The following is a 26,466-nucleotide window of genomic DNA, read 5'->3' on the forward strand; positions in this document are numbered from 1 at the left end:
GTAAAAGAGTCCGTGGCAATTTATAACCATGAACGGCCACACCTGGCCCTGAAATACAAAACGCCCGATGATGTTCATCAGGCGTTTTACAGACAAAAAACTGTCAACCTATATCAGGACTAGTCAATAAAGCCTCGTGCCGGATCTTTTCACTCACTCCCTGTTTTGTCAATCTCTCTCCACGCAACTTCTGAGCATCTCGACATTGTGCTCAATATAGCTGAGCGTCACCTTAATATCGCGGTGGCCGAGTAGTTTCTGCGTGACATACAGATTTTGCTCCGGTTTCTGCATCAATTCTGTGGCAACGGTATGACGGTAGCGATGTGATGAAAAACGGCTGTGGCAGGCATCGCTGAGTTTGGCAAAGAAATAACTGACCTGATTTTCCGTCATTGGTTTACCCTGGCGCAGCGTCCGCCGACTGAAACGATTGATGTTGAACAACTGATCGTCAGCCCGCATTCCCTTTGTTTTCGCTTCTTCAAGCAGATGTTCCAGATAGGGCCGCAGCCGGGAGGCGATGGGAACGATATGTTCATCATGGCTTTTGCTGCCTTCGCTCTGAATAAATAGCGTGTCATGGACCAGATCGATATCCCTGACCCGCAGGTGAATAAGCTGATTCAGCCGGATCGCGGTATAGTTGAAGGTTTCAACCACGGTCAGCCAAAACCATGCCGGATATAAAGGCGAACGATAGCCGCGCTGCATTTTCTCCCGTTCGATAAATTGGTTCAGCACTTTGCGGGATGCGAGGATTTGCTCGCGGGTCAGGGTTTTCTTTTTCCTACGAGATTCCCGCAGTGATGTTTTCTGGAACGGATTGATAAACTGCTCCAGCAGCCCTTGTTCAATCGCGAAGTTATATAAGGCCCGCATATGGCGCATATAGTGATTCCAGCTCACCGGCTTGATACAGCGCACATTTAGAAGGTAATGACGCCACTCCAGCACCATATGCGACGTCACTTCGGCGGGTAACACGTTGCGCCAGTGAGTGAACTGGTTTACTGCCGTGCGATAACAGCTCTGGGTGTCAGGTCGCAATAAGCGGGCAAAAAAATACTCTTCCAGGATCTGTTCAAAGGTCATTTGAGTGACTTCCTTCATTGAGCAAGAGATGAGGGCTATTAAAGGGAACGTCATCTCCAAAAAGCGGCGTGGGATCGTCAAGTAGATATCCCTTCAGACATGAACAACGGCGTGGGCCGACAACGGCGCAGTGCCAGATGTTGAGGCCGTTTTTTTGTTTTCGGTGAAGATTCAGGTTCTGGAACTTCTTCTGTACCTCCCGCCAGTATTCTTCAGGGACATTCTGACCGCAGGCGCTAAGCCAGAGTTTGAAAATACCGGGTGTCACCAGAAACACCGACCCGGCTACGGTATGGATCCGGGCGTTAGGTTCATTGACTTCCAGATGTTGAGCCTGAACATTACGAACCAGCCACTGCCAGAAAGCTTCGCCTGAAAGTAGGGTATCGTCATGTTCGGGGATGGTTGTTCAACTACGCAGTTCGGTGCAATCACTGTTTTTGTCGCATTCTGGACCTCCGCTATCGGTGTGACGGTTCCACTAAAGGTTGCGGGCCGCTGTTGTGGATCTTCCCAAATTAGCAAAGGGGAAAAGCGCAGCAACGTCAGTTCACTACTCCAGCCGCCGTTAGCCTCAATCCGGCAATACCAGATGGCTTTATCCTCGCAGGGGATAAGTAGCTGGTGAGCCTGCATCTCGTCGAACAGCCGCACGTTATGTTGCGGTATGGCATCAATGCCCTGGCGCAGTAGCCAGCCACGCACGGCATCGGCAGCGTTCTTACTGACCAGCCATAGCGCCTCTTCCGTCAGCCAGCCGTCAGAGCCGCCGTCTGGGTTGTTGAGCCGGAACTCATGCGCCAGCAGGTCGTGCAGGGCGGTGATAATTTGCTGCGGCAGCGAGGTTTGCGGGCGATGAATAGCTTTAACCGGATCGCCGCCGAGATTAAATGCCACCGACGCCCGGTCGGCTTTCTGTACCAGCTCCCCGGCAAGCCCGGCATACTGATATTGTCCGTTAAGGCAGTGCAGCAGGGTGGATAACGCAGCAGCGTCGGCGGCGAGCCAGTCGAGGCTTTCCGGGGGGAGAAGTTGGATAAGCAGAAGAGCTGCCGCAGCCGGATGGCGCAGGTAATCACGTTGCGGCAGATAGCGGAACCGATAAGGCTGGGTTAGCGGGCCATGCCATGGAAACCAGTGTTTCCCGCTAATATTTTCCACTTCGATATCGGTGATGAGTTTGCCCAGATCGTGCAGCAACGCAGCGTAAATGATGACCGTCGTCCAGCGTTCGGACTGAGCAGCCTGATCTTCCGGTGCTGCATCAGACGGAAAAAGATAATTCTGCCGCAGCCGTGCGGCATAACAGGCAGCTTCGAGGCTGTGGTCGAGCAAACCGCCTGCGTGGGCGTGGTGATGGTTTTCCGAGGCCGGGAACAACTGCGCCAGTTCTGCGAAGCGGTGGATTGGTATCAGCCAGAAGCGTTCAAACAGTGAGGCGGGAAGCGCGGTGCTCTGGCGAATAAACTGGATAAGCTGCTGGCGCGACGGGACTGCCAGTAATGTTTGTACGGATTCAGGATGCAGCCATCCCTCCGTGGCATCTGGTTCGCCAGTGGATGGTGTGGTGTTTTGCTTTTTGCGCGTCAGCCATATCCGCATAATGGCCCTTTATTCCCAATGGATTTTGAGGCGCAGGAAGGCGGCGACGCAGTGAATCCCCAGGAGCTTACATAAGTAAGTGACTGGGGTGAGCGAGGAAAGCCAACGCACCTGCAACTCGAAAGACGAAGGGAAGCCCCTTTTTCGGGTAAGCCCGTTCCCCCTTCACTCTCTTCCCCTTAACCCTTTGGATTTTGCCTTTTGGTGCCGTCAGATTTGGGGCGAAATTGTTTATTGGATCGCGCAAATTTATTTTGTGTGTAGTTCAGGTACCTGTTGGTGAATATCAGTTAGCGGTGGGTCTTTTCAGACTCGGAGAGGAGCGCGGATATATTTTCAGGAAAAATAACGTCAGTTGTTTTTTCCAGATCGTCAGGCGTCCACCAGTGATAGTCATTGATGACGAGCCGTTCATGATCGCTCCATGCTTCGGTGCTGATCTCTTCATCGTTAATATGCACAATAAAAAAGCGTTCCTGAGCCAGAACTGTTTCGCCGCTGGGTAACAGCATCTGAAATGTACGTTCTGCGACAGAGGGGCCGATATCCTGGCGCATAATTCCTGTTTCCTCACGAAGTTCTCTTATCGCTGCTTGTTCAAAGGATTCACCATCTTCGACACCGCCTCCGGGTGTGGCCCAGTAAGATCTGCCAGCCAGTGCGTCAGAATTGTGAGTGAACCGGAAAAGCAGGATCCGGTTTAAAGGATCAATAATCAGTAATCGTGATGAAGGGCGTGTTCTCACTGAAGGTCTCGCTATCGTTATCAATAAAATAGGGTTGAGATGTTAGCATTTAACAGCCAGGAAAGTGCCGACAGACAGAGTGAACATGCTGTCGGCATGATGAAGTTATGCGCTCAGCGCTAACGGTTGCTGCGCCCGTTCAAGCAGATACTCGCAGGCATTACGCGCTAACCCGCTGGCGCGGAAAATCGCTTTTTTGTCCTGCTGCAATACCTTCAGCCACGATGCGATGTAGCTGTCATGCTGTAGTTTCGCCTGAATGCCGACATGGGCGCAGAGAAATGCAGATCCCATTTCGGCGATGAGTTCCTCAAAACTGTACGTCGGATCGCCAAAGGTATGGTTTCCAGCAGTGATGCCGTCCCGGTTCAACCGCGAAGCGTGTCCGGTCGCGTGCGTCAGTTCATGTAGTAGTGTGCCGTAATAATCCTCACGCGAAGTGAACTGCTCAGGATGCGGCATGATGATGCAGTCGCGTCCTGGCGAGTAATACGCCCGGTTCTGTCGTCGGTGAGTGATCGTCACCGCGCTTTGCCGGGCAACCTGCTCAGCGGCGGCGATGGGATCATCGACCATCACGACAGGCTGTGAAAACGCTTCCAGCAGTCCTTCACATTGCTGAGTATTGAACAGCCGGAATTCGCGTACTACAGCGTAAGACGTCACATTAGGGTTGCCGTCGGCATCAAGAACCGTGTTCCCGTTGCTGTCCACTACCTCGCGCTGCTGGGGCAGATAGAACACGGCAGTGTGGATTTTTTGCCTTTACGAATGTTACCGCCCGCATTGCGAATCTGAGTGAAGGTCAGCCAGCGATCGCTCTCATATCCCTGTCGCTCAGCGCTGTTCCAGAGCAGAGGAATATTGATGCCGTGATACAACCGCCCGGATAAGGCATTCATCGGCACCACCGGTTCCCCTTCCCGCCATGGGCGAACCCAGGGGATCACGCCTTTCTCCAGCGCGGCGATAATTTCATCGGTGACTTTCTGGTAAAGATCGTTGCTTCTGTTCATAAGCGTAACCTCATGATAAAGAAGCCGGGTACAGCGCTCCCGGTCGGGAGTCGCCCGGCACGGGGAGTGAAGGATGCTGAGGCAATCAGCAGGTATGAAGGGCAGTAACCAACAGGTGGTTATCTTCAAGGGTTAAGCGCAGCGGCGTCATCAGCGGTACATTGCTGCTGCCGTCAGAAGGCAAACAGTACAGACCGAAATTAATGCTCTTACGGTCCGGGCCTGCGCTTTTGAATGTCAGCATGGTGGCGACAATCAGGTTTTCGAGACGGTCATCCTCCTGAGAGGGATCGGGGGGAAAACTGACTACCTTTTCCCATGCTTCAGGTGAGACAGACAACGATAAGGATTTTGCTTCGGGGCAAGATGAAGTAGGCATAGTATTTCTCCAGTGATGAAAGCAGAGAAACACCGCCCGGCAGGGAGGGATTCCCTGCATGGTGGGGTAGAGGATGTATCAGGCGCTGAGCGCTGTCCGCGAGGATGATACGGAGCGGACGAAAAGGCGAGCCTCACCGGGAAGGTGGCAACCTGAAGGCTCTGGTTGCGGACAAATCAGTTTGAATTATGCACAACTTTGGTTATTGAGCAATAGGGTAATTTGCTCGTGAGTAAAGTGAACTATCTGGTTTTGTTGAATATATTGTTACTACTGTAACAGATTATGATTGACGTCTTAGAATGTACACTCAGATGCGCTATACGGTAGAATTGTGTCTACAAATGCTCAAATACGCTGAAAACCTGAAACATTTAACAGCAAAAGAATTTTGTAAGGGATAGATTTCTCGTGCGAACTTAAGAATCTCTGTCCCTTTGAGACTCTGTGTTACCTGGGCTGAAAGCAGCTGAGGAAACACAGATTTGGATTTTAGAAAACTTGATAAATTTACAAGGTATTCAATACCATATGAATCTCTACTATAAAACAGAACTTGGAAAGCTTTATCTTGGGGACTCTCTTGATGTCCTTAATGACGAGGACATCAGTAAATACGTAGGGAAAGTAAACCTTATCGTTACATCACCACCTTTCCCATTGAATAATAAGAAAAAATATGGAAATGAGATAGGCGAAGCATACCGCGAATGGTTTAAAAAACTGACACCTATATTTAATCAACTCCTTGCTGATGATGGTTCACTTGTCATTGAGATAGGTAACGCTTGGGAACCGGAGAGGCCTGTGCAATCAACTTTGCACTTAGAATGTTTGTTTGAAATGACAAAACAGAAGAATTCTGAACTCAGATTAATTCAGGAGTTTATTTGCTATAACCCCGCAAAATTGCCATCTCCTGCTCAATGGGTCACAGTTAATAGGTTGCGTACTGTTGATAGCTATACCCATGTTTGGTGGCTTGCTAAGACTGATTATCCGAAAGCAGACAATAAAAAAGTCTTACGGCCTTATAGTAAAAGTATGCGAAAACTATTAGAGCGCCAAACTTACAATGCTGGAATGCGGCCATCTGAACACAAAATTAGTGAAAAAGGTTTCCTAAAGGATCATGGTGGAAGCATATCCCACAATTTTTTTGAACTTGAGCCTATAGATGAATATCGAGATGTTCGATTGCCGCATAATGTAATGTCTTTTTCAAATGTATCATCTAATGATTTTTTTATTAGAAAATGCAAGGAAATGGGTATTAAACCTCATCCAGCACGAATGAATAAAGGTATAGTTAATTTCTTTATCGATTTTCTAACAGATGAAAATGATCTTATATTTGATCCTTTCGGTGGTAGTAATACAACAGGATTTTGTGCAGAATTAAAAAAAAGAAGATGGTTAGCAATAGAAGCGGATGAGAAATACGCAGAACAATCAAAAGTCAGATTTGAAGACCCTGAATTGAAAAAGGAAATAATATGAATTTAAATGCGGCTTTATCAACAGATTTATTAAAAGAAGGTAGAAATAAGGAACAGTTTGTTGGTCGACCGTTCTATTTATCTTATGATATTGCTAGGCTGTTAGTTTGTGATGCCTGGAAAGCACAGGTTAAAGGGATACCAGCCGGTTGTTTTCTACTTGCATTTTACGATGGTGAAGACGGTGTTGAAGAGGCTGTATTGCTTAGAGCACTTTCTCAGACAAAACTCCCTACTGATAATGATGTAATATCATCAATGATAGAGTATTACAAGGATAACTTAGATATATCAGGGCGAGCTGGTAGTTTGAAAGGCGGGAAGTTAGATGAATTTACACGTTACGAATTTAGTTTTTCAGGTTTAGAATGTAGGGTTCTTGGAGTATTTTATAGAACACAGAAAGGGAATATAGAATTTGGTGCTGACCTTGAGAACTTTTATGCAGCTAATAATTACACTGTATACAAAGCCAATAGAGATGTTCTTGAATTTATAGTAAATCAACGAGATGATGGCGGTTTAGTTGGTCAGGACTCTGAATTTAAAATTGGTAGTGTAAGATATTCATCTAGCCGTAGACATCAATCTCAAGAGGAAAATGTTAATGTATGGGTAAATCCTAAAGATTTTTTAGGAAAAAGGTCTGCTATGTTTGGGATGACCCGTACTGGTAAGTCGAATACTGTAAAGAAAGTGATAGAAGCAACAGAGGAAATTTCAAGAAAAGCTTTAATACTATTGGATTCAGCTTCTCCTGAAACATCTGAGTTTACATCTTCTGGAAGTCCAACATTCCCCGTAGGGCAGATTATATTTGATGTGAATGGTGAGTATGCAAATGCAAATAGACAGGATTCTGGAACGGCTATATATGATCTATATAAAGAAAAAGTTTATAGATATAGTGTATTAGAGAAAGATGATTTTAAAGTGATGAAAGTTAATTTCTTTAAAGACATTGAAAGTGGTTTTAGTCTTATATCTAGTTACTTTCAAGAGCAGTCTTTAGGGGGCGACTATGTTAACAACTTTATTGCTGTTAGTTTTGAAAAACCTGAAAGCACAAATCTGAATGGTTCAGAATGGACAAGATATAATAGATTAATTGCTGCCTATAAATGTTGTTTGTACAGAGCTGGTTTCAAAGCGCCAAATGGTGAAAAAATTAGATTTACTGGGGCGGCAGAAATTAATGGTGAAATCCTAGAGGGTAGAGTTTTGGATCCTAAACAAGGATTAACCCTTGAAGAGGCTTGTACATGGTTTGAAAGAGTATGGGAACAGTATGATGAGCTGAAGTTTTTCAAAGATTATATAAATAAGAAAGGATATGAATGGGCAAATGATGATTTAAAATCAATGATGGTATTTTTAACGACTTACAAATTACCGGGTAAAAAAAATCAAGTAAGTGGTTATAAGAAGATTCGTGTAAAACAATTGCATAATTTACACACTACGAGTATGGATGAATCGTTTGAAATAGAAATTCCTCGTCTGCTACAACAAGGAAAAATTGTTATTGTTGACTTGTCACAGGGGGAACCGGTAGTTCAGCGATTATTCTCTGAGAAAATTTGTCGTTCCACATTTAACATCTCTATGGATCGCTTTATCAATAACCTTCCAAATAATTTTATCCAATTTTATTTTGAAGAGGCACATAACTTATTTCCTAAAAAAGATGATAAAGATCTTAGTCAGATATATAACAGAATTGCTAAAGAAGGAGCTAAGCTACATTTAGGGATGATATATGCTACTCAAGAGGTTAGTTCTATTAGCTCGAATATATTAAAGAATACACAAAACTGGTTTATTGCACATCTAAATAATATTGATGAAACAAAAGAGCTTGAGAAATATTATGATTTTAAAGATTTCACACATTCATTAGTTAATTTTTCTGCAACCAATGATAAAGGTTTTGTTAGGATGAAAACTTATACAAATCCTTTTATTGTTCCAGTCCAAATTGATCGTTTTTTAGCAAATAAGGGTATGTGATGAGCTATAATGCAAAAGGCAACCGCCCATTTGAGTGGGCTAGTAAATCACAGCATACTCATGTGATCAATGATCCTTCTGTTCAAAATTTGATGAAAAGATGTAAATTCCCCTCTACCAATGAAGAGTCGAAAAATGATGTCCTTGAGCATTCTATTGAAATAAATACAGGTGCATCTAGAGACGTAACGACCATCATAGCTGTTGATGGCGGTTATACTGAGGTTACTGTAAGGAAAAATTATCCGAGCTCGAAGGTTGCATTTTTTCAATTTGGTGGACTGGAATTTAGTTTGGATGACTTAAAACAGTTGGGAGATTATCCCTTTATCCATCCAGAAAAAATGGAAAAATTTAAAAAACTAGCAAGATTTAAACTTGCCATCCCTACAAAGGCAACGTCTTTAGATTCTCTTTCAATGGTTGATTCTGTCAGAATACCTATAATTGAGTTTTTTAATGAGAATAGGGACGGTAAAAAATATATAGATACACTTAAGTGGTTGGTATTTCATGAGTTTAAAAGGAAAAGCATTGACTGTGATTCATCTCTTCATCAAATAACATTTGGGAGTTTGCCTAAACGGAATGGTGAGATATTTAAAGATGTTGTTGTCAATAAATCTGATATAGATGGTCAAGGGTATTTTGTTTATGGTGGGGAGATATTTAATCTTATTGATATTTTAAGATTTCATGAGGTTGTAGATGAGGAGTTAGGGGCTAGCGGTATTTTAGGATACTTGACGAATGTGATTGAGCATATAATTATTGTTCATTGTATAAAAGAAATTGTAACTCGGAAGCCTTCATTTTTAAAACGATTTCTTTTCATTAAAGATGGTCCTTTAGGTTTTTTTGGACAAACGGCAAAGTTGCATAAAGATATGAGGGAGTTATGTAATTTATATATTGATGAACATTCGCTAAAATTAGTCGGCTTAGAAAAATCAGGTTCTTTTGTTGAACACGCAGAGCAAATCTCTTCTGGAGATAGCGCTTGTTTGCTAAAAGGTCAAGCGCTGCCACTTTTTAATAATTATATTTATAAACATATACTTCCTGGCCCTTCTACTGAAGAGGAATTAGATAAGGTTCCTCCATATGCCTCAACTTCCTATTACAGTGGAAAATTGATTTATCGTAGCAAATCGGATAGGGTTTGGGTTTTAACTATACCTATTAAAACCAGTGAGGAAATAAAAAAGTTAAATAGAGCTTCATTTTCTAATTTAGATGAAATTCTTAATGTTGTTGAACATCTGAAGTGTGACATGTATGAGAATGCTATTGTCCCTATCGCGTTAGTTAATCAGCTAGTATCTCTTGCAAATCACCCATCTTCTAATATGTTAGAAAAATTTGCTATTCAATCAATGAATGAATAAGTGCACAAAACCTTAGGTATGAAGGTGAATTAATGTTCACCTTTATTCTCTGTTAAAATAACTAAGTGCATATGATTTTTTCTATAGATTATAGGTATATTTATTATAACTATTGTTTATTCACAATAATCTCCCCACAGCCTTCCCCCCACTATCCTGCGCCACCTTAGCTCCGCCCCCAGCGCCCCATTCACCGCCACCCCAACCCTCACTCCAGCCCACGTCATCGCCCCCAGCCAAAATGTCGGCAGCACCAGAAACATCGATCCCATCACCAGATTGATAATCACATCATCCTGCGAGTTCTGAAGCCCGGCCAGATTCCAGCTACTGTGGGTGTAAGTATCCCGCATAATCGTGCCATTCACATTTAGAGATCATCCGGCATAATCAATCTGCCAGCGAAGGAGATCGCTATGCGTAAAGCCCGTTTTACTGAGCATCAGATCATCACTGTGATTAAGTCGGTTGAAGCTGGACGAACCGTTAAAGATGTCTGCCGGGAGGCCGGTATCTCTGAGGCCACCTACTATAACTGGAAGTCCAGATACGGCGGCATGGAACCTTCTGATATTAAAAAGATAAAAGATCTTGAGGACGAGAACCGACGCCTCAAACAGATGTTTGCCGACCTGAGCCTTGAGAACCGGGCGCTGAAAGACGTTATCGAAAAAAAGCTTTAAAACCAGCCTTTAAGCGTGAGCTGGACACTCATCTGATAACGGCATTCGGACTCAGTATCCGTCAGGCCTGCCGGAGCCTGAACCTGAGCAGAACGGTTTATCATTACCGTCCGGATAACACACGTGACGAACCCGTTATTACCGCACTGCAGGCGGCAGCTGAACGGTATCCACGATACGGTTTTCCGAAGCTTTTTCAGGTTCTGCGGCGGCAGGGATACATGTGGAATCACAAAAGGATCCACCGTATTTATTGTCTGCTGAAGCTGAATTTTCGCCGTAAGGGCAAACAACGGCTGCCGGTGCGTAACCCTTCGCCACTGGCCACGCCGGAAGCGCTGAACCAGAGCTGGTCTGTTGATTTTATGCATGATGCCCTGGTCTGTGGGCGTCGTTTTCGCACGTTCAATGTCGTTGATGACTTTAACCGTGAGGCGTTGTCGATTGAAATAGATCTGAATCTGCCAGCCCCACGAGTGGTCCGGGTGCTTGACAGGATCGCGGCAAACCGTGGCTATCCGGCCATGCTTCGCATGGATAACGGCCCAGAATTTATCTCTCTGGCACTGACTGAATGGGCAGAGAAACATGCCGTAAAACTGGTGTTTATCCAGCCGGGTAAGCCGACACAAAATGCTTTCATTGAGCGTTTTAACAGGACATATCGCACAGAAATACTCGATTTTTATCTGTTCAGAACGCTGAATGAAGTACGTGAAATCACGGAAAAATGGTTATCAGAATATAACTGTGAACGCCCGCATGAATCGCTGAACAATATGACACCGGAGGAATACCGACAGCACCATTATTTGGCCGGGAACTCAAAAAATGTATGGAACTAAAACGGGTCTATTTACAATATGTGTTTCCTGTTGCGGGTGGGTGTTCGCGCAGAGTGATGGCGAGGGGGTGTGAGCAATAGGAAAACGAAAACGCAGGCGGGAAGATTGTTTGGCGGAAATTTTGATGCCACTGGCATTACCCTTTAGCCTATTGTTTGCTAGGTATTGATAGGCGCTAGCGTGGTTTCAGTGGCATTAATCCCCATAACATTGTGCTGATTTATCAGAGGCAGCTTTTGTTGCGGGGTTTAGCTCAGATCCTGGGATACCCTATAAACCGTTTTCTTATATCTCGGTTAAGAGATTTTCGCGGGCCAGGGTCCGCAGGTCATTACGCGCAGTGTTAGGCAAATTTACACATATCAGGGTTTTTCAACGTCACTTTGCACATTTTTTGAGTTGAGTTGTTCCAGCAACTTGGGATCTTTAACTTCTTTCGCGGGCTTGAAATCCTCATCCAGCATTTGCGGTAAAGGAGAGGTTCCATCGCACACACCATCTCCATAACCATTAGCTATATTTTGCAGGTTCTGTTTTTGGCACTCCTTCATGTAATAGCCTTTGATTTGCTGATTGTGCCACGCCATCAACTGCTGAATATCCTTTTTTGCACTGGGTGCGTTACCATTCACCAAGACATTACTAGCGCATGCGGCAAAATCAGTTGAGCTTACAGATGGGGTATAACAGTCAATCTTTGCCTGCTCGGTTAGTCCCGCATCATCTTCTCTAGAGGGGGATGTCAGTTGTGATACCCAACCATAAATCAGCGCAGCGACCAAGCCTAGTGCAGGAAAGATAAACGGGACGCGGCTGTAATATCGAATACGCATATAAAAAACAACTCCATTCAGCACTTTCAATTATCTTGATTTTTAGCGCTAGTATATGGACTCATGACTGCTTATAGCCTACCTCTTGTGCTTTCCGCCATTCTTGAATCTCTGCATTGGCCAGTACCGGTACAGCCCAAATCGCAGCAGTTGAACTCGACGCAGCATGGACAAACGGGTTAACAGGTCGTCTTGTATATGAGCTGAGGTAGTTTTAGCGAAATTCGGTGCAGCATTGATGTCAGTGGCATCACTCTATTGCCTATTGATTGGCAGCAGATTGATAGGCGTTTATGTGATGCCATTGGCATCACCCTTTTACCTATTGATTGGTGTCGGATTGATAAATGTTGATGTGATGTCACTGGCATCACAGCGTATTTTGCTGTTTATCTCTACACAAAGGACACATAAAAGTGCCTTTTGTGTAGAGATAAATAAATTCCTTTATTTGTTGCTCTTAGCCTAAGCACCTGGCGTTAGAATTAATTCACATCTTTTCTTCAGGTTTTTCGCGCGAAAAACTTGAATTAAGGATTGGGTAACTATGTTGGCTTTATCTTTTCCTGTTTCAGAATGCTGCTGATGAGAACTCATCAGATAAAGAGACCTCTTTTTACAGCTTATAGGGTGTTTTATTAACTTAACAGCTTATAGACTGTATTTTGCATTTACAGCTTATAGGGTGTATTGTTTAAAAACAGCTTATAGACTGTATCAGCGCTTCTAACAATGGTAAATGCCTTATGAATACTGTTTATCCGTTGAAAACTTTGAATCAAATTCGTCCATTGCTGATTGGCTTTCGCAAGGCTAATGGACTGACACAAAAGGAAGTTTCTGAAAGGTTAGGAGTAACTCAGCAAACTTATGCCCGACTGGAAGCGAATCCAGCCAGTGCCAGTATGGAGCGACTATTCAGGGTATTTACCGTGCTGGGTGTAGAAATGGTACTCTCTTCTGGGCCACAGATACTTTCTTCGATGTCATCTTCAACAATGGAAGAGTCAGAACAGCAAATAGATTCACCTGCCAGACGGGAAAAATGGTGACGATATGCGTCGAACACAGCAGCGTTTATCAATATGGATGAATGGAATCCGGGTCGGATTCTGGGAGAAGGCCAGAGGCGAGGATTTATTACAATACCTTCCAGAATGGATAATTGATGAACAGGGAAGACCTTTATCGCTTTCTTTGCCTTTCACTCCAGGTAATCAGCTTTGGCGTGGTAATGTTGTTCGTGACTATTTTGATAATTTATTGCCTGACAGCGAAAGTATACGCAGACGTTTAGCCGTGCGTTACCAGGCTGAAAGCCTTGAGCCTTTTGATCTATTGGCTGAGCTGGGAAGAGACTGCGTTGGTGCAATACAGTTACTGAATGTTGATGAAGAGCCCACAGATTTATTTTCCGTAAATTATCGCCCACTTTCTGAAGCTGATATCGCAACTACATTGCGTAATACTACGGCGATATCGTTGCCTGGTCGGCAGGACGAAACTGACGATTTGCGATTATCAATTGCCGGTGCGCAGGAAAAAACGGCTTTATTGTGGCATGAAGAACGATGGTGTTTACCTGAAGGTAATACCCCAACAACGCATATCTTCAAACTACCGCTTGGGTTGGTTGGGAACATGCAAGCGGATATGAGTACATCGGTTGAAAATGAATGGCTGTGTTCTTTGCTTGTTGAGCACTACGGGATCCCTGTAGCAAAAACACAGATTGCGCAGTTTGAGGATCAGAAGGCATTAGTAGTTGAGCGTTTCGACAGAAGATGGTCAGGCGATCGGCAATGGATCATTCGTTTGCCACAAGAGGATATGTGTCAGGCTTTAGGTGTTTCTCCGTTACGAAAATACCAGTCTGATGGTGGGCCGGGTATTTCCGATATTATGGAAATACTGAGTCATTCAGATCAGGCTGAGCAGGACAAAGAGCAGTTCTTCAGGGCTCAAATTATTTTCTGGTTGATGGCTGCTACTGACGGCCATGCCAAAAATTTCAGTATCGCTATTGAGCCACAAAGTCGTTACCACCTTACGCCTCTTTACGATATTTTATCAGCATGGCCGGTAATTGGTCATGGTAATAATCAGATTTCCTGGCAAAGATGCAAACTGGCAATGGCTGTTCGCGGTAGCAGTAATTATTACCACATTTATAGAGTTCAACGACGGCATTGGATTAATCAAGGTGAATTAAACGGATTGGGAAGACGACAAGTTGAGTCCATGATGGATGACATTATATCCAGCACACCTGAAGTCATTGAGCGTGTATCTGCGTTGCTTCCAGAGTCGTTTCCATCTGAGCTTGCTGAGTGTATTTTTGAAGGTATGCGGCAGCAGTGTAGGCGTTTGGCTGGAAGGGAATAACGCATAAGAGGAATTTCAGGAGCCTTTAAATTGAAGTGCACTACGGATAGCTCATTGTGCTTACAGGGATATCGCTTGATGTGATATTTGTTTGTTTCTTTTCTAGAGCCTAAAGGAGAAAAAAGGAATGGCTTTCGAATGGAAAGAAATTATCACACCTGTTGCGACGCTGACTGCCGTTTGGCTAGGGGTGAGATTTACACTGCGTAATGAATTGCGAAAAAAAATGGAATGACCATATCCCGGTAGACAGTTTCTGTCTTCACGGTGAGGCATTTTCAGAAGGAATTATTGTGGCGACTAAAATGTGGATGATCCGCGGTGATGGCGGAAAATTGTACGATGACTTCAGGGACAAGCAGGTTGTTGCAATCGGCTGGTCGCAGCTCGCTCCCTATGTGAAACCGGGATGCTCAAGAGAGCAGTTGTTTACCCGGTATCAGGAGCTTGAGCCACAGACTAAGCCAGGCACAGTTCGTTCCGGTGCTTCCCAGGTCTGGCGCTTTGTGAATGAGATGCAGAAAGGTGACTGGGCTATCACTTATTCACCTTCTAATCGGACTTATTTGATAGGGAAAATCGCCTCAGATTTTGAGTTTCATGCCGAGTGGCTTGAAGACGGCATGGGCATCGCCCGTAAGGTGAAGTGGAACGCGGAAGAGATCAAGCGTGATAGTCTGAGCGATGCAACCAGAAACACCCTTGGCTCTACGCTGACGGTTTTTCAGGTGCCTGATTTTGCCGTGAATGAATTAGTGCAGGGCAAAAAACCTGTCTCAGATGTCGTGCCGGAAGTACCTGTTTCAGGTGGAGAGGATGAGGTTGTTTCTAATCCTCTGCGTGACATGGAAATGATCGCTTTTGAAGGCATCAAAGATCGTATCAACCGTCTCGACTGGGATGAGATGCAAAATCTGGTCGCTGGCGTGTTACGCAGCATGGGATATAAAACTCAGGTATCGCCTGCTGGTGCTGACCGTGGGAAAGATATCATTGCTTCCCCTGACGGTTTTGGCTTCGAAAATCCGCGCATTATTGTTGAGGTGAAGCACCGGCGGGAACAGATGAGCAGCCAGCAAATTCGTAGCTTTATCGGTGGCCGTCATAAAGACGATCGCGGGCTGTATGTCAGTACCGGTGGGTTCAGCAAAGATGCGCGTTATGAGGCCGATCGTTCTACAATCCCGTTGACGCTATGGACGCTGGACGATTTGGTACGCGCGTTAGTGGAAAACTATGAGCAGGTGGATATTGAAACTAAGCTGTTGGTTCCGCTTAAGAAAACGTACTTGCCTGCATGAATAACCTATGATTACTATTAATTCAGGCTCAGTATGACAAAATTGTATGCTTAAACGCGATAAAAGTTGTCTATCTGCGGTGGGGCGAGAGTACATAACGTATTGGGCTACCATACAAATGGTGGCCTACATGCAGAACAAGCTATAAAACACAGCCATTCTGCACTACTGTGTTGCTGGCTTGCCCTATGCATGCCTTCGTACTTTTTTCTTCATCTTTCAATATTTTCATGAAATACTTGGGAAAATCACATTTGAGAGATGAGTGTATGAGCGTCGGTATTGTTACATTTTTCAAGTATACACAGCTTGGTTTTTATCGTTATGGCAATGATGATTATTGCGAGCCACTTGAAATGGATACCCTTCTTTCATCCCTCCATGTGTGGTTTCAGGATAGAATTTCACTAGAAGATACACTTCTTTGGGATGACGAAACTCCTGGCTATTCTCATCGTAAAAAGGTTTATCTAAAAGCAATCGAAAAAGATGAAGAAACGGGTGAATATATCCTTGTTCTTTGGAGAGCCGTAGGAAGTGGTGATGGTGTTTATGGAATAAAAGCTGATGCGCGGCTCGATGACAACACTTTATATGATGCTAATAATGCAGCCGCTGGAGATCGAGTCATTTGGGGTGAAGCATCCTATTATTGGTTTATTCCATCTAAAAATTTGTTTGCATCAATCCGATTCTCTAATTCAATTGCAGATACCAATCTAATGAATTTATTTTTCAGAGATTTTGTCTGCTTACACGCTGATTTTAGAGAAAAACGCCGAGAAATTAAAGAAGGGAGCACAGGTTCTTACACAAAAATAACGTTCCCTGCGCAGCAAGCAGGTGAAACTGGAAATTTGTGGTTTCGTATCAGCTCAAAGCAATACACAAAACTCACTACACGAGCTGATCTGGGCGCTATCGCCCGTGACATAACTCATTTTGTTAAGCGTGAAGTGATTGCAGCAAGAGATGTAAATCAATCCGATTGGACAAGGTTTTTCGGAAGGCTCCCTTTTGTCTCTGCTGAGGTTACAAAAGATACTCGTAAAGTTGAGGTGAATATTGAAGCTAAACCAACGGCAGAAGAATTGCAGCAAATTTTCGAACAATATGCCGAGGATTACAACGGTGGTTTAGATGGTTGGCGTAACCTTGGGTTTAGAAAAGAGGGAGTGGGTGGTATTTGTTGGTTGAATAGTTTTGTGGTAAAAAATGTTCTGCCGATTGATGATACAACAGGCGGTGGTGTGGATGAAACGGGCCATTATACAGCGCAGCGCCTTTTCACAGCCCTACAATTTAAACGCGATGGTTTGCTTGCACCATTTGGCGTTGGCGCGGAGGAAGCCACTGCCCCCCAAGCTATTCAGGAATTACCATGAATAAATCTAAAGTTATTGTTTGGCATATACTGGTAGTTTTGGTTGTAACTTATTTAAGCTACAGCTTTAGGCTAGATATAGATTTTAAAGATGTTGAACCTATAATTTCTATCTTGCAAAATACATCAGCAATGATTTTTACAATAATGGGGATCTGGATTGCTTATGTTTATCCGAACGCTGTATTAAAAATTGTTCAACCCTCAAAGGTGACAGTGATATTTTCTGACGATGACTTAAAGAGAGTTAAGTTGCTGGTGGGGGTAGTTATTTCCTCAGCATTAATTTTGTTATTGTTATTGGTTGGGGTTGTCGTAAAAACGTTTGTGATAAAGACTTATCTATTTATGCAGTACCAATCAGCATTTACAGTTATTGGTTTATGGTTTTTACTCTCTTTAATTTATGCACAATTATTTTGCATATATGCGGTAATAGCATCTAGCGTAAATTTCATTATCGATTTAAAAAACCTTAACACTAAAAAACGGCTATCAGAAAAACTCGATGGCAAAATTAAATAATATGCGCTGTAATTATAAAAGCGTATTTATGATACGCTTTTATTTACTCTTAATGGAGTTGATGAAAGTTAGTGAGTTCATAGAGTTAATTTCTCCACGCACAAGAAAAAATCATTGATTGTTCAATGATACCCTATACCCGTTATTTTCGTTACAAAGTAAAAGTACTCTGATAAGGTTCAGTTGCAGCAAATCTCAACCCCTATTGAGATTTGCTAATAATGACAGCACAAAAATCGGGCAGTATGCCCGATTGTGATACGGCAAATTATCGGGACATTCTTTGCTTGATTAGCCCGAAGAACATTTCCCAGAAATGTTCCGACATCCCTTCATTCGTCAATAGTTCGTCTCGTGAGGTGCCACGACTGAAGCCTCCCATCAGAGCACGAAAACCAAGAGTCTGACCATTATCAGCAAGGCTTAGACTTTCGTTAATACTGTTTCGAACAACATTATCCTGGCTGTAACAAATATCCCCCATTCCATGGTGTTGATTTCCACGCCAGATGCCACATTGACCGACCTTACTGCCATTGATATAAACAGCACAGGTGAATGAATCTGTATCAAGCCGATTAAAATCGATGTCTAATCCGGAGTGGCGATTTTTGAGTTCATCTAACGAGTTCTCAAAATAGTGGGCAACATATTCAAAGCCTTCACGTCTGGCGCGATCTTTATCCAGATCGGTAAAATTCTTGGGTAGAGAAAGGTTGCTTGAACGCGGTGTAAAAACGGTATCCACTCCCTGAAACATCGGATTCGCCGGAGCCGGTGAAGGGATATGTGTGGTTTGCTGTGGTTTTTTGGCTTCCATCTGGGCTATGGCACGCGAGATGGCCTCGACGACCTGAACATAGCCTTCATCGTGGCTGGCAAACTTAGTGATGGGTTTACCGTCGGTAGTCGCCGCCATAATGCTGCCAAATTCTAACTGATGCCAGGCACAGTCTCTTAAAATTACCGGAATGACCACCGCCTCGCCCCGGTTATGCCGTTCCAGTGCATTTTTCATCTCTACCTGATAGCAGTAATCTGAAGCGATAAAGTCACTGCTGATCAGGAGCAGGATGATATCTGCTTGCGAAAAATAGTGGTCAATCTGACGTTCAAACTCCTGGCCAGGGACGATGCGGCGATCGTGCCATGTTGTGATCTTCCCGGTTCGCTTCAGCGGGGAGAGATGCTTCTCAAGTTCGTTGCGTAGTGCTTCATCTGCATGGGAATAGGAAAAAACGAGAGTGGTCATAGCGCGTAAGATGCTCCGGTAGAGAAATGAGGAATACCGCTATTATTGCGCCAATAAGTGTAAAAGAGTAATCCCCCTTGGCTACAAGGTATTGATGCGGAAATCAGTCCTTCATCTTGGTATCATTCTGGTGCCAGAGTATGATCTCTGGCGATTTCCTTGATTTAAGCAACTTGGGTAAAGGCGTCATACTCATTGAACGCTCAGGTGGTTGTGGAATCGCTTTGCTTGCTTTTTTACTGTGAAATCCATGAGTTGCTGAGAGTTCCAGCTTCGCAGGATCGATAAGAGACAACAATGACACTGATTAACCTAAAAGATCTCGAGGCCCATCTTTGGCATGCAGCCCATATCATCACTGGGCCTATTGATGCGTCAGATTACAAAACGTACATTTTTCCCATCCTGTTCTTCAAACGCATTTGTGATGTATATGACGAAGAATTTGCCGATGCGATGGAGAGCGTTGGGGATGCAGAGCTTGCTAAAGGGAAGATGTTTCACCGTATTCAGATACCAGAGAATTGTCACTGGCGTGATGTATTCGCTGAGACCAAAGACATTGGTCAGGCCTTAAAAGACTCTTTCCGTGGTATAGAGCTGGCAAACCCTAAACTGCATGGCATTTTTGGCGATGCCAGTTGGACCAATAAAGAACGCCTTTCTGATGAGTTACTGGCTACGTTACTTAATCACTTCAACAAAGTGAATCTCGGCGTTGCCAGTGTCCGTGATGATGATATGGGGCGCGCATACGAGTACCTGATCAAACGTTTTGCTGATAAAGCTAACAAGAAAGCTGGTGAGTTCTACACCCCACGTACTATTGTTCGCTTGATGGTTAACATTCTTGATCCAAAAGCTGGTGAGAGTGTCTACGATCCCGCCTGTGGTACTGGTGGTATGCTGCTTGAAACTATCCACCATGTAAAAGAAAACGGCGGTGATCCGCGCTTGCTAAAAATTAAAGGTCAGGAAAAAAACCTGACTACCGAAGCCATCGCGCGAATGAACCTGTTCCTGCACGGTCAGGAGGATTTTGATATTGTTCGCGGGGATACGCTGCGTGAACCTAAGTTTTTACAAAGCGATCGTTTAGAAACCTTCGACTGCGTGGTTGCCAACCCACCATTTAGCTTGAAGGAATGGGGATACGATCTGTGGTCGAACGATCCCTATGGCCGTAAGCAATATGGTCTGGCGCCTAAAACAAATGGTGATTTTGCCTGGGTGCAGCATATGTTTGCTTCACTTAACGACAATGGACGTATGGCTGTCGTGTTACCTCATGGTGTGCTGTTTCGTGGCGGCGCAGAGGGAGTAATACGAACCAAATTGCTGAAAGAAAATCGCATCGTAGCGATTATTGGTGTCGCTTCCAACCTGTTCTATGGGACTGGGATTCCTGCGTGTATTTTGGTGCTGCGCAAATCACGCCCGGCAACGCATAAAGATCATGTATTGATTATCAATGCTGAAGAAATCTATACCAAGGGGCGTGCGCAGAATACACTGTCCAACAAGCAGGCTGATGACATATACCAAATCTATCATGACCAAGCGCAACAGGGGCCGGATGCAAAAGAAATCGAAGGAGTTGCACGCTGGGTACCTCTGAAGGAGATTGAAGAAAATGACTTCAATCTAAATATTGCTCGTTATGTGCAAAAGCCACTCGAAGAAGAAACCATCACTGTGGAAGAGGCGCTCAAAGATTTTCAACGGAAGTTGGCTGAACTGGAAAAAGCAGAAGAGGAGCTGGAAACCCTGCTTATCAAAGAAGGGTTCGAGGTATGAGTACTATGAGTAATAAAAAGCTGGAAGAGCTGCTCTGGGGGGCCGCCGAATTTCTTCGTGGCCAAATTGACGCATCAGACTACAAGCAGTATATCTTCCCGTTGCTGTTTTACAAACGCCTGTCAGATGTCTATCTGGAAGAATATAATGAGGCGATGGAGCTCCATGAAGGCGATGCCGAATATGCCGCCATGCCGATGTTTCACCGTTTTAACATTCCCTCTGAGGCAGCTTGGGAAAAGGTCCGCAATACCAGTAAAAACATTGGCGAAGCGATCCAGAATGCGCTTCGACTAATTGAAGTCAATAACCCGCGTTTACATGGCGTCTTCGGTGATGCGCAGTGGACCAATAAAGAGCGCCTGCCCGATCATCTGCTGGCTGATCTGATTGAACATTTCAGTAAAATTCCGCTCGGTATTAAATCTGTCGCCCAGGATGATCTTGGTGAAGCCTACGAATACCTGATTAAAAAGTTCGCTGATGATTCCGGTCACACGGCTGCAGAGTTCTACACCAACCGAACAGTCGTGCATTTAATGACGCGCATTATGGGATTAAAACCGGGTGAAACCGCCTATGATCCGACGTGCGGCACTGGCGGGATGTTGCTAAATGCAGTGATGGATCTCCGTGCAAGAGGTGAAGAGTGGCGCTCAGTGCATCTTTATGGTCAGGAGGTGAACCTGTTGACCTCCGCTATCGCCCGTATGAATATGTTCCTGCACGATATCGAAGAATTTGATGTGCTGCGCGGTGATACTTTGGCTGAGCCAAAGTTTATTGAAAACGATCGGCTCAAGCAGTTTGATGTGATTTTTGCCAACCCGCCATACTCCATAAAAAAATGGAATCGTGACAAGTTTGCTGCCGATCCATATGGTCGTAATCTTTATGGTGTACCACCGCAGGGCTGCGCTGATTATGCTTTTTATACCCATATAATCAAAAGTTTAAAACCAGATACTGGTCGCGCCGCCATGCTCTGGCCACATGGCGTGCTGTTCCGTGATTCAGAGCAAACCATTCGTAAACAGGTGGTTGAATCGGACATCATTGAAGCGGTGATTGGGTTAGGCCCGAATTTGTTCTACAACTCTCCGATGGAGTCTTGCGTGGTAGTGCTTAACTGCAATAAACCTGCTGAGCGTAAAAACAAGGTGTTATTTATTAATGGGGTGGAACACGTTACTCGTGAGCGCGCCCATAGTCGCTTATCCAAAGATGATTTGGCTGTGTTATGCGAGGCTTATTTTAGCCCTGAAAACCAAAATAATATCACTGCACTGGTGGATATCGACGCTATTAAAGGGAATCTCTACAACCTGTCGATCCCGCTGTATGTGCAAGCGCAACAAAACGGTAAAGTACATAATATTGAACATGCGATTGAAGCGTGGAAAGTAAGCCGTATACAGTTGAAAAAACAAACTAATAAATTATTCCAAAGCCTTGCGGAGCTTGGGTATAATGTTCAAAGCAAGGTGGGGCAGTAAATGACGGAACAGCAATTACCGGAAGGCTGGCAAATGGTGAAGTTTGGCGATATTGCGAAACATATCTCTAAACGTGTAGAACCGAGCGAGACAGACCTTAAAATCTATGTTGGCTTGGAACACTTAGATCCTGATAGTCTGAAGATTAAGCGACATGGCGTACCGGCGGATGTTGAAGGGCAAAAGCTGTTGGTAAAGAAAGGGCAGATCATTTTTGGCAAGCGTCGTGCGTATCAACGTAAGGTAGCTGTGGCTGATTGGGATTGTATCTGCTCAGCGCACGCAATGGTTCTTGAAGAAAATTCTAAAATGGTTATTCCCGGGTTTCTTCCTTTCTTTATGCAATCCGATATATTTATGAATCGAGCTGTAGCTATATCGGAAGGGTCATTATCACCAACGATAAAGTGGAAAGTTTTAGCCGAACAAGTTTTCCTATTCCCGTCAAAAAATCGACAGCTGAAAATGTTGCCAATATTATCATCATGTAATTTGGCAAGTTTAAAAAACGATGCAGCCTTAGAATCATTACTCTTTTTTAGGAAGGTTATTTTTAGGGAACATATATCTAAGCTAATAATCCGTCATAATGTTTCTAGAGAAAAACTAGGTGATGTTTGTCGAATCAGTACAGGGAAGACGCCTCCTCCTAATGAACGTGAATACTGGGAGGGGGATATTCCGTTTATAACTCCGGGTGATATTAGCTCTGATTCATTATATATTAATAGCGGCGAGCGTAATATTACTCATAAAGGGCTAGAAAAAACTCCATCTGTGCCTAAAGGATCGGTTTTACTGACTTGTATAGGTTCAACAATAGGAAAAGCAGCAATTGCATCGTGTGATTTATCTACTAACCAGCAGATAAATTCATTAATTTGTAGTGAAAAAATATTGCCAGAATACCTTATTGTTTGGATTCAGAATAATTTGGAAGTTATTAAAAAATACACAGGCATTCAGGCCGTCCCTATTATTAATAAATCCACGTTAGCAAATATTGATGTCGATGTTCCTTTTCTCGAAGAACAGTTAAAGCTTGTGATGGTAGTTAGAGAAATGGATAGCTTGAGACATAAATTGAAAAAAAAAGGTGTAATTCTTACAAATTTAACAAAATCTCTCTTTGTTCAGGATAGTGATTAATTATGTTTAACGAACAAACCGTCACAGAAAATGGAATTATCGATCGCTTAAAAGGGTTGAGTGGGGTCAAGTGGTCTTACTGCCACGGTGAAAAACTGCCTAAAAAAGCGCAGGATATCTTCGTTGATGAGTGGCTAAAAGACGCGCTTTGTTCGTTAAACCCTGATATCGGCAGACAGCCTGACTATGCCGATGAGGTCATTTACAAACTTCGGGGAGTGGTTTTAGAAGCCAGACATACCGGTTTAGTAAAGGCCAATGAAAACTTCCAGGAATGGTTGATGGCAGACAAAACCTTGCCCTTTGGCGAAAATGGCGACCATATCACCATCAATCTGATTGATTTTGAGAACATAGAGAACAACCATTTCGTGGTGGCACAGCAGGTTCACTATATCGCGGCCACTGAAGTCTATTTTGATATTGTCCTTTATGTGAACGGTATACCACTAGTTGTAGGCGAAGTTAAAACCGCAACACGTCCTAGCGTAACCTGGCAAGACGGTGCCGCCGACTTTATGGGCGGCAAAAAGTACTACTGGAAAAATGTTGAATCTTTCTTTGTACCTAACTTGCTGTGTTTTGCCAGCGAAGGTAAAACCTTTGCCTATGGTGCCATTAATGCCCGAGTTAAAGATTGGGGACCATGGCATAATACTGAGCTTCGTGATGAGATTCTGCCGGGCCTGGCATCGGTACTCAACAGCTGCGAGGGTTTATTAAATCCGCAGACCTTATTGCAACTACTGGAATCTTTTGCATTATTTTCAACCGTCAAAACAGGCAAAAATACTCCACCTAAACGCGTTAAAATCCTGCCGCGTTATCCGCAATTTGAAGCAGCAAAACAAATCGTTGAGCGTGTTCGCAGAGGTTATCCAAAAAAAGGTCTGATTTGGCATTTCCAGGGATCGGGTAAATCCTTGTTGATGCTTTACGCCGCTAAAATGCTGCGTGCCGATAATGCGTTAAAAAACCCGACGGTACTTATCGTTGTGGACCGGCGAGATCTGGACAGCCAAATTAATGAAACTTTTGGTGGGGCCGACGTTAAGAATCTGATTAAAGTGCAAAGCTGCAAAAAGTTGGGTGAATACATTGAGCAAGACAGCCGTGGCATTTTAATCACCACCATCTTTAAATTTAAAGATATCGAAATTGACGATAGCAACCCTAATGGCCTGAACAACCGTGACAACATCATTGTGTTGGTTGATGAAGCCCACCGTACCCAGGAAGGTGGGTTAGGTGAGAAAATGCGTTGGGCGTTGCCTAATGCGCACTTCTATGGCCTGACTGGCACACCGATTTCTGGCATTGATCGTAATACATTCAAGTTGTTCGGTGCTGAAGAAGATCCTGGTCGCTATATGAGCCGCTATAGCTATAAGCAGTCGATCCGTGACGGAGCGACTAACCCAGTGAAGTTCGAACCTCGGTTGGCTGAACTCCGAGTGGATCGTGATGCTATCAACGAAGAGTTCGAGCAACTGGCCACCGAAAACAACCTGGATGAAGAAGAAAAAGCAGCATTGTCCAGACGCGCTGGCAAGCTGGCTATTATGCTGAAATCCCCCAGACGCATGGCTGCGGTGAGTAATGATATTGTTGAGCATTTTACCAGCCATGTTATGCCGAAAAAGATGAAAGGCATGGTTGTGGTATACGATCGTGAAGCCTGTGTGCAGATGTATTATTTGCTCGGTGAAAAGCTCGGTTTTGATGCGGTTGAAGTGGTTATGAACGTTGACCAGGCTCCGGTTAAAGTTGAAGAGGGTGGCAAAAAAGATAAGCTTAATAAGGACTGGCTCAAATGGCATGACGAATTGGAGCTACCTATTAAACAAGCCGATTTCGAACGCTGGCAGCACATTGATGCGGAAGAGCAAGTGCAAAAGGATCTGATTGAATGCTTTAAAGATCCTGTGCATCCGTTACAGCTTATCATCGTTACCGCCAAGCTGCTTACGGGCTTTGATGCGCCAATTTGCTATTGCATGTACCTCGATAAGCCTCTACGCGATCATACTCTTCTTCAGGCCATGTGCCGAACCAACCGGTTGTACGAAACCGATGATGTGCGCAAGGACATGGGATTAATTGTCGACTACCTCGGCGTTTTCGAAAATCTGCGTACTGCTCTGGCCTATAACCCTGAAGAAATTGAAGGGGTTGTAGAGGGGATCGAGGCATTTAAAGAGCTATTGCCGTTACAACTGAATAAATGTCTGGCCTTCTTCCCTGGTATAGATCGTTCTATAGAAGGTTTTGAAGGCATTATGGCTGCGCAGGAATGCCTGCCAACCAACGAGAAACGCGATGAATTCGCTGCCAGCTTTGGTGTGTTATCCAAGTTATGGTCAGCTATCAACCCAGATCCTTTTTTGACTCCTTATCGTCAGGACTATAAATGGCTAGCGCAAATTTATGAATCGGTGCGTCCGGTGGGGCAGACAGGTGCGCTTGTTTGGGCAGCCCTTGGCCCCGAAACAATTAAGATGATCCATGAGCATACTGATATCAATCGTATTCGCGATGATATTGACGAGTTGATCATGGATGAGCACGCAATTTTTACCCTGACGGTTAAAGAACAGGAACAACGCGCAAAACGCCTGGAGATTGATCTTATGGGGCGTTTACGCGGTAGCCATGATCCTAAATTTGTGGCATTGGGTGAGCGTCTGGAAAAACTGCGTCAGGACTATGAAGCTGGTGTTATCAAGGCCATCGACTGGTTGAAAGGCCTGTTGGATGCTGCGAAAGATACCGTACAAGCCGAGCGCGAAACGGGCGAGCGCCCAGTAACTGAAGCTGATAATAAACAGGCTTTGACCAAACTTTTCCTCGAAACACGCCCAGAAACTACCCCTAAGTTAATCGGCGACGTTGTTGAGCAAATCGATAAAATCGTCAAAGCAACTCGCTTTGATGGCTGGCAAAGTTCCCACAGCGGTCCACGCGAAATTCAAAAGGCGCTTTTGCTCACTCTGGCTCAATTTGGATTAGGTAAAGATAAAGAGTTATTCCAGAAGGCTTACGGGTATATCGAGGAGCATTACTGATTTTTTCTTAATGTCG

The 26,466-nt window shown here is 44.2% G+C and carries 18 protein-coding genes and 3 pseudogenes; 13 read left to right on the forward strand and 8 right to left on the reverse strand.

All coding sequences use genetic code 11. The features are described 5' to 3' along the window. Positions 1-168: 168 nt before the first annotated feature. From ACH0WD_RS09365 to ACH0WD_RS09385, 5 genes and pseudogenes are all read right to left on the reverse strand, one after another. The gene (locus ACH0WD_RS09365) at positions 169-1,095 is read right to left on the reverse strand and encodes a site-specific integrase (protein WP_000142420.1); all 927 of its coding nucleotides are present in this window, start codon (positions 1,093-1,095) and stop codon (positions 169-171) included. Next, a pseudogene (mobH, locus tag ACH0WD_RS09370) lies at positions 1,085-2,697 on the reverse strand (MobH family relaxase). The gene ACH0WD_RS09365 and the pseudogene mobH overlap by 11 nt, the downstream one beginning before the upstream one ends. A 290-nt stretch (positions 2,698-2,987) precedes the next feature. Beyond that, entirely contained in the window at positions 2,988-3,443 is a 456-nt protein-coding gene (locus tag ACH0WD_RS09375) for an NUDIX hydrolase (RefSeq protein ID WP_031602458.1), read from the reverse strand. Between the two features lie 105 nt (positions 3,444-3,548). Next, positions 3,549-4,459 (reverse strand): annotated as a pseudogene (locus ACH0WD_RS09380) (ArdC family protein). Between the two features lie 85 nt (positions 4,460-4,544). Then, a complete protein-coding gene (locus ACH0WD_RS09385) occupies positions 4,545-4,838 on the reverse strand; it encodes a hypothetical protein (RefSeq protein WP_001748007.1) in 294 nt (97 codons plus the stop codon). 447 nt (positions 4,839-5,285) lie between these two features. On the opposite strand from ACH0WD_RS09385, the gene ACH0WD_RS09390 reads away from it, so the two are divergent. Genes ACH0WD_RS09390 through ACH0WD_RS09400 form a run of 3 tightly spaced genes read left to right on the forward strand, consistent with a single transcriptional unit; the run spans position 5,286 to position 9,735 of the window. Beyond that, complete coding sequence (locus tag ACH0WD_RS09390; RefSeq protein ID WP_001748006.1) at positions 5,286-6,338, forward strand: site-specific DNA-methyltransferase; 1,053 nt, start codon at positions 5,286-5,288, stop codon at positions 6,336-6,338. Then, positions 6,335-8,347, forward strand: coding sequence for an ATP-binding protein (locus tag ACH0WD_RS09395; protein ID WP_001052203.1), 2,013 nt, complete (start codon positions 6,335-6,337; stop codon positions 8,345-8,347). Before ACH0WD_RS09390 ends, ACH0WD_RS09395 begins: the two co-directional genes overlap by 4 nt. Further along, the gene (locus ACH0WD_RS09400) at positions 8,347-9,735 is read left to right on the forward strand and encodes a hypothetical protein (RefSeq protein ID WP_000121182.1); all 1,389 of its coding nucleotides are present in this window, start codon (positions 8,347-8,349) and stop codon (positions 9,733-9,735) included. Before ACH0WD_RS09395 ends, ACH0WD_RS09400 begins: the two co-directional genes overlap by 1 nt. 120 nt (positions 9,736-9,855) lie before the next feature. Here ACH0WD_RS09400 and ACH0WD_RS09405 read toward each other — a convergent pair. Further along, a pseudogene (locus ACH0WD_RS09405) lies at positions 9,856-10,076 on the reverse strand (conjugal transfer protein TraG); the annotation flags it as partial. A 75-nt stretch (positions 10,077-10,151) separates the two neighbouring features. Between ACH0WD_RS09405 and ACH0WD_RS09410 the strand changes: the two are divergent. Continuing rightward, a protein-coding gene (locus ACH0WD_RS09410; protein WP_100229112.1) for an IS3-like element IS1351 family transposase occupies positions 10,152-11,263 on the forward strand; the annotation gives its coding sequence in 2 pieces (ribosomal slippage) (positions 10,152-10,413 and positions 10,413-11,263; 1,113 coding nt in all). A gap of 362 nt (positions 11,264-11,625) precedes the next feature. Here the strand turns inward: ACH0WD_RS09410 and ACH0WD_RS09415 are convergent. Continuing rightward, on the reverse strand, positions 11,626-12,096 hold the full coding sequence (locus tag ACH0WD_RS09415; protein WP_001222753.1) for a hypothetical protein: 471 nt from the start codon (positions 12,094-12,096) through the stop codon (positions 11,626-11,628). Positions 12,097-12,842: 746 nt separating this feature from the next. Between ACH0WD_RS09415 and ACH0WD_RS09420 the strand changes: the two genes are divergently transcribed. From ACH0WD_RS09420 to ACH0WD_RS09440, 5 genes are all read left to right on the forward strand, one after another. Continuing rightward, positions 12,843-13,148 carry a helix-turn-helix domain-containing protein gene (locus ACH0WD_RS09420; RefSeq protein WP_001099274.1) on the forward strand — a complete coding sequence of 102 codons (306 nt, stop codon included), beginning with the start codon at positions 12,843-12,845 and terminating at the stop codon, positions 13,146-13,148. Positions 13,149-13,152: 4 nt separating this feature from the next. Further along, entirely contained in the window at positions 13,153-14,481 is a 1,329-nt protein-coding gene (locus ACH0WD_RS09425; protein ID WP_001255026.1) for a type II toxin-antitoxin system HipA family toxin, read from the forward strand. 311 nt (positions 14,482-14,792) lie between these two features. Beyond that, on the forward strand, positions 14,793-15,782 hold the full coding sequence (locus ACH0WD_RS09430) for a restriction endonuclease (RefSeq protein WP_077905772.1): 990 nt from the start codon (positions 14,793-14,795) through the stop codon (positions 15,780-15,782). A gap of 188 nt (positions 15,783-15,970) precedes the next feature. After that, positions 15,971-17,167, forward strand: coding sequence for a hypothetical protein (locus tag ACH0WD_RS09435; protein ID WP_000542997.1), 1,197 nt, complete (start codon positions 15,971-15,973; stop codon positions 17,165-17,167). Then, a complete protein-coding gene (locus ACH0WD_RS09440; RefSeq protein ID WP_001043245.1) occupies positions 17,164-17,691 on the forward strand; it encodes a hypothetical protein in 528 nt (175 codons plus the stop codon). Before ACH0WD_RS09435 ends, ACH0WD_RS09440 begins: the two co-directional genes overlap by 4 nt. Before the next feature lie 268 nt (positions 17,692-17,959). Here ACH0WD_RS09440 and ACH0WD_RS09445 read toward each other — a convergent pair whose 3' ends face one another. Then, a complete protein-coding gene (locus ACH0WD_RS09445) occupies positions 17,960-18,943 on the reverse strand; it encodes a toll/interleukin-1 receptor domain-containing protein (RefSeq protein ID WP_000210270.1) in 984 nt (327 codons plus the stop codon). Positions 18,944-19,240: 297 nt separating this feature from the next. Between ACH0WD_RS09445 and ACH0WD_RS09450 the strand changes: the two genes are divergently transcribed. The 4 genes from ACH0WD_RS09450 to ACH0WD_RS09465 are packed head-to-tail and all read left to right on the forward strand — an operon-like array spanning position 19,241 to position 26,450. Next, a complete protein-coding gene (locus ACH0WD_RS09450) occupies positions 19,241-20,740 on the forward strand; it encodes a class I SAM-dependent DNA methyltransferase (protein WP_000172636.1) in 1,500 nt (499 codons plus the stop codon). 5 nt (positions 20,741-20,745) lie between these two features. Next, entirely contained in the window at positions 20,746-22,236 is a 1,491-nt protein-coding gene (locus tag ACH0WD_RS09455) for a class I SAM-dependent DNA methyltransferase (RefSeq protein ID WP_006495883.1), read from the forward strand. Beyond that, entirely contained in the window at positions 22,237-23,385 is a 1,149-nt protein-coding gene (locus ACH0WD_RS09460; protein ID WP_000139625.1) for a restriction endonuclease subunit S, read from the forward strand. 2 nt (positions 23,386-23,387) lie between these two features. After that, positions 23,388-26,450, forward strand: coding sequence for a type I restriction endonuclease subunit R (locus tag ACH0WD_RS09465; protein ID WP_000481469.1), 3,063 nt, complete (start codon positions 23,388-23,390; stop codon positions 26,448-26,450). Positions 26,451-26,466: the final 16 nt, after the last annotated feature.

Source organism: Salmonella sp. 2020_1395 (assembly GCF_043848115.1).
GTDB classification, from domain to species: Bacteria; Pseudomonadota; Gammaproteobacteria; order Enterobacterales; family Enterobacteriaceae; genus Salmonella; species Salmonella enterica.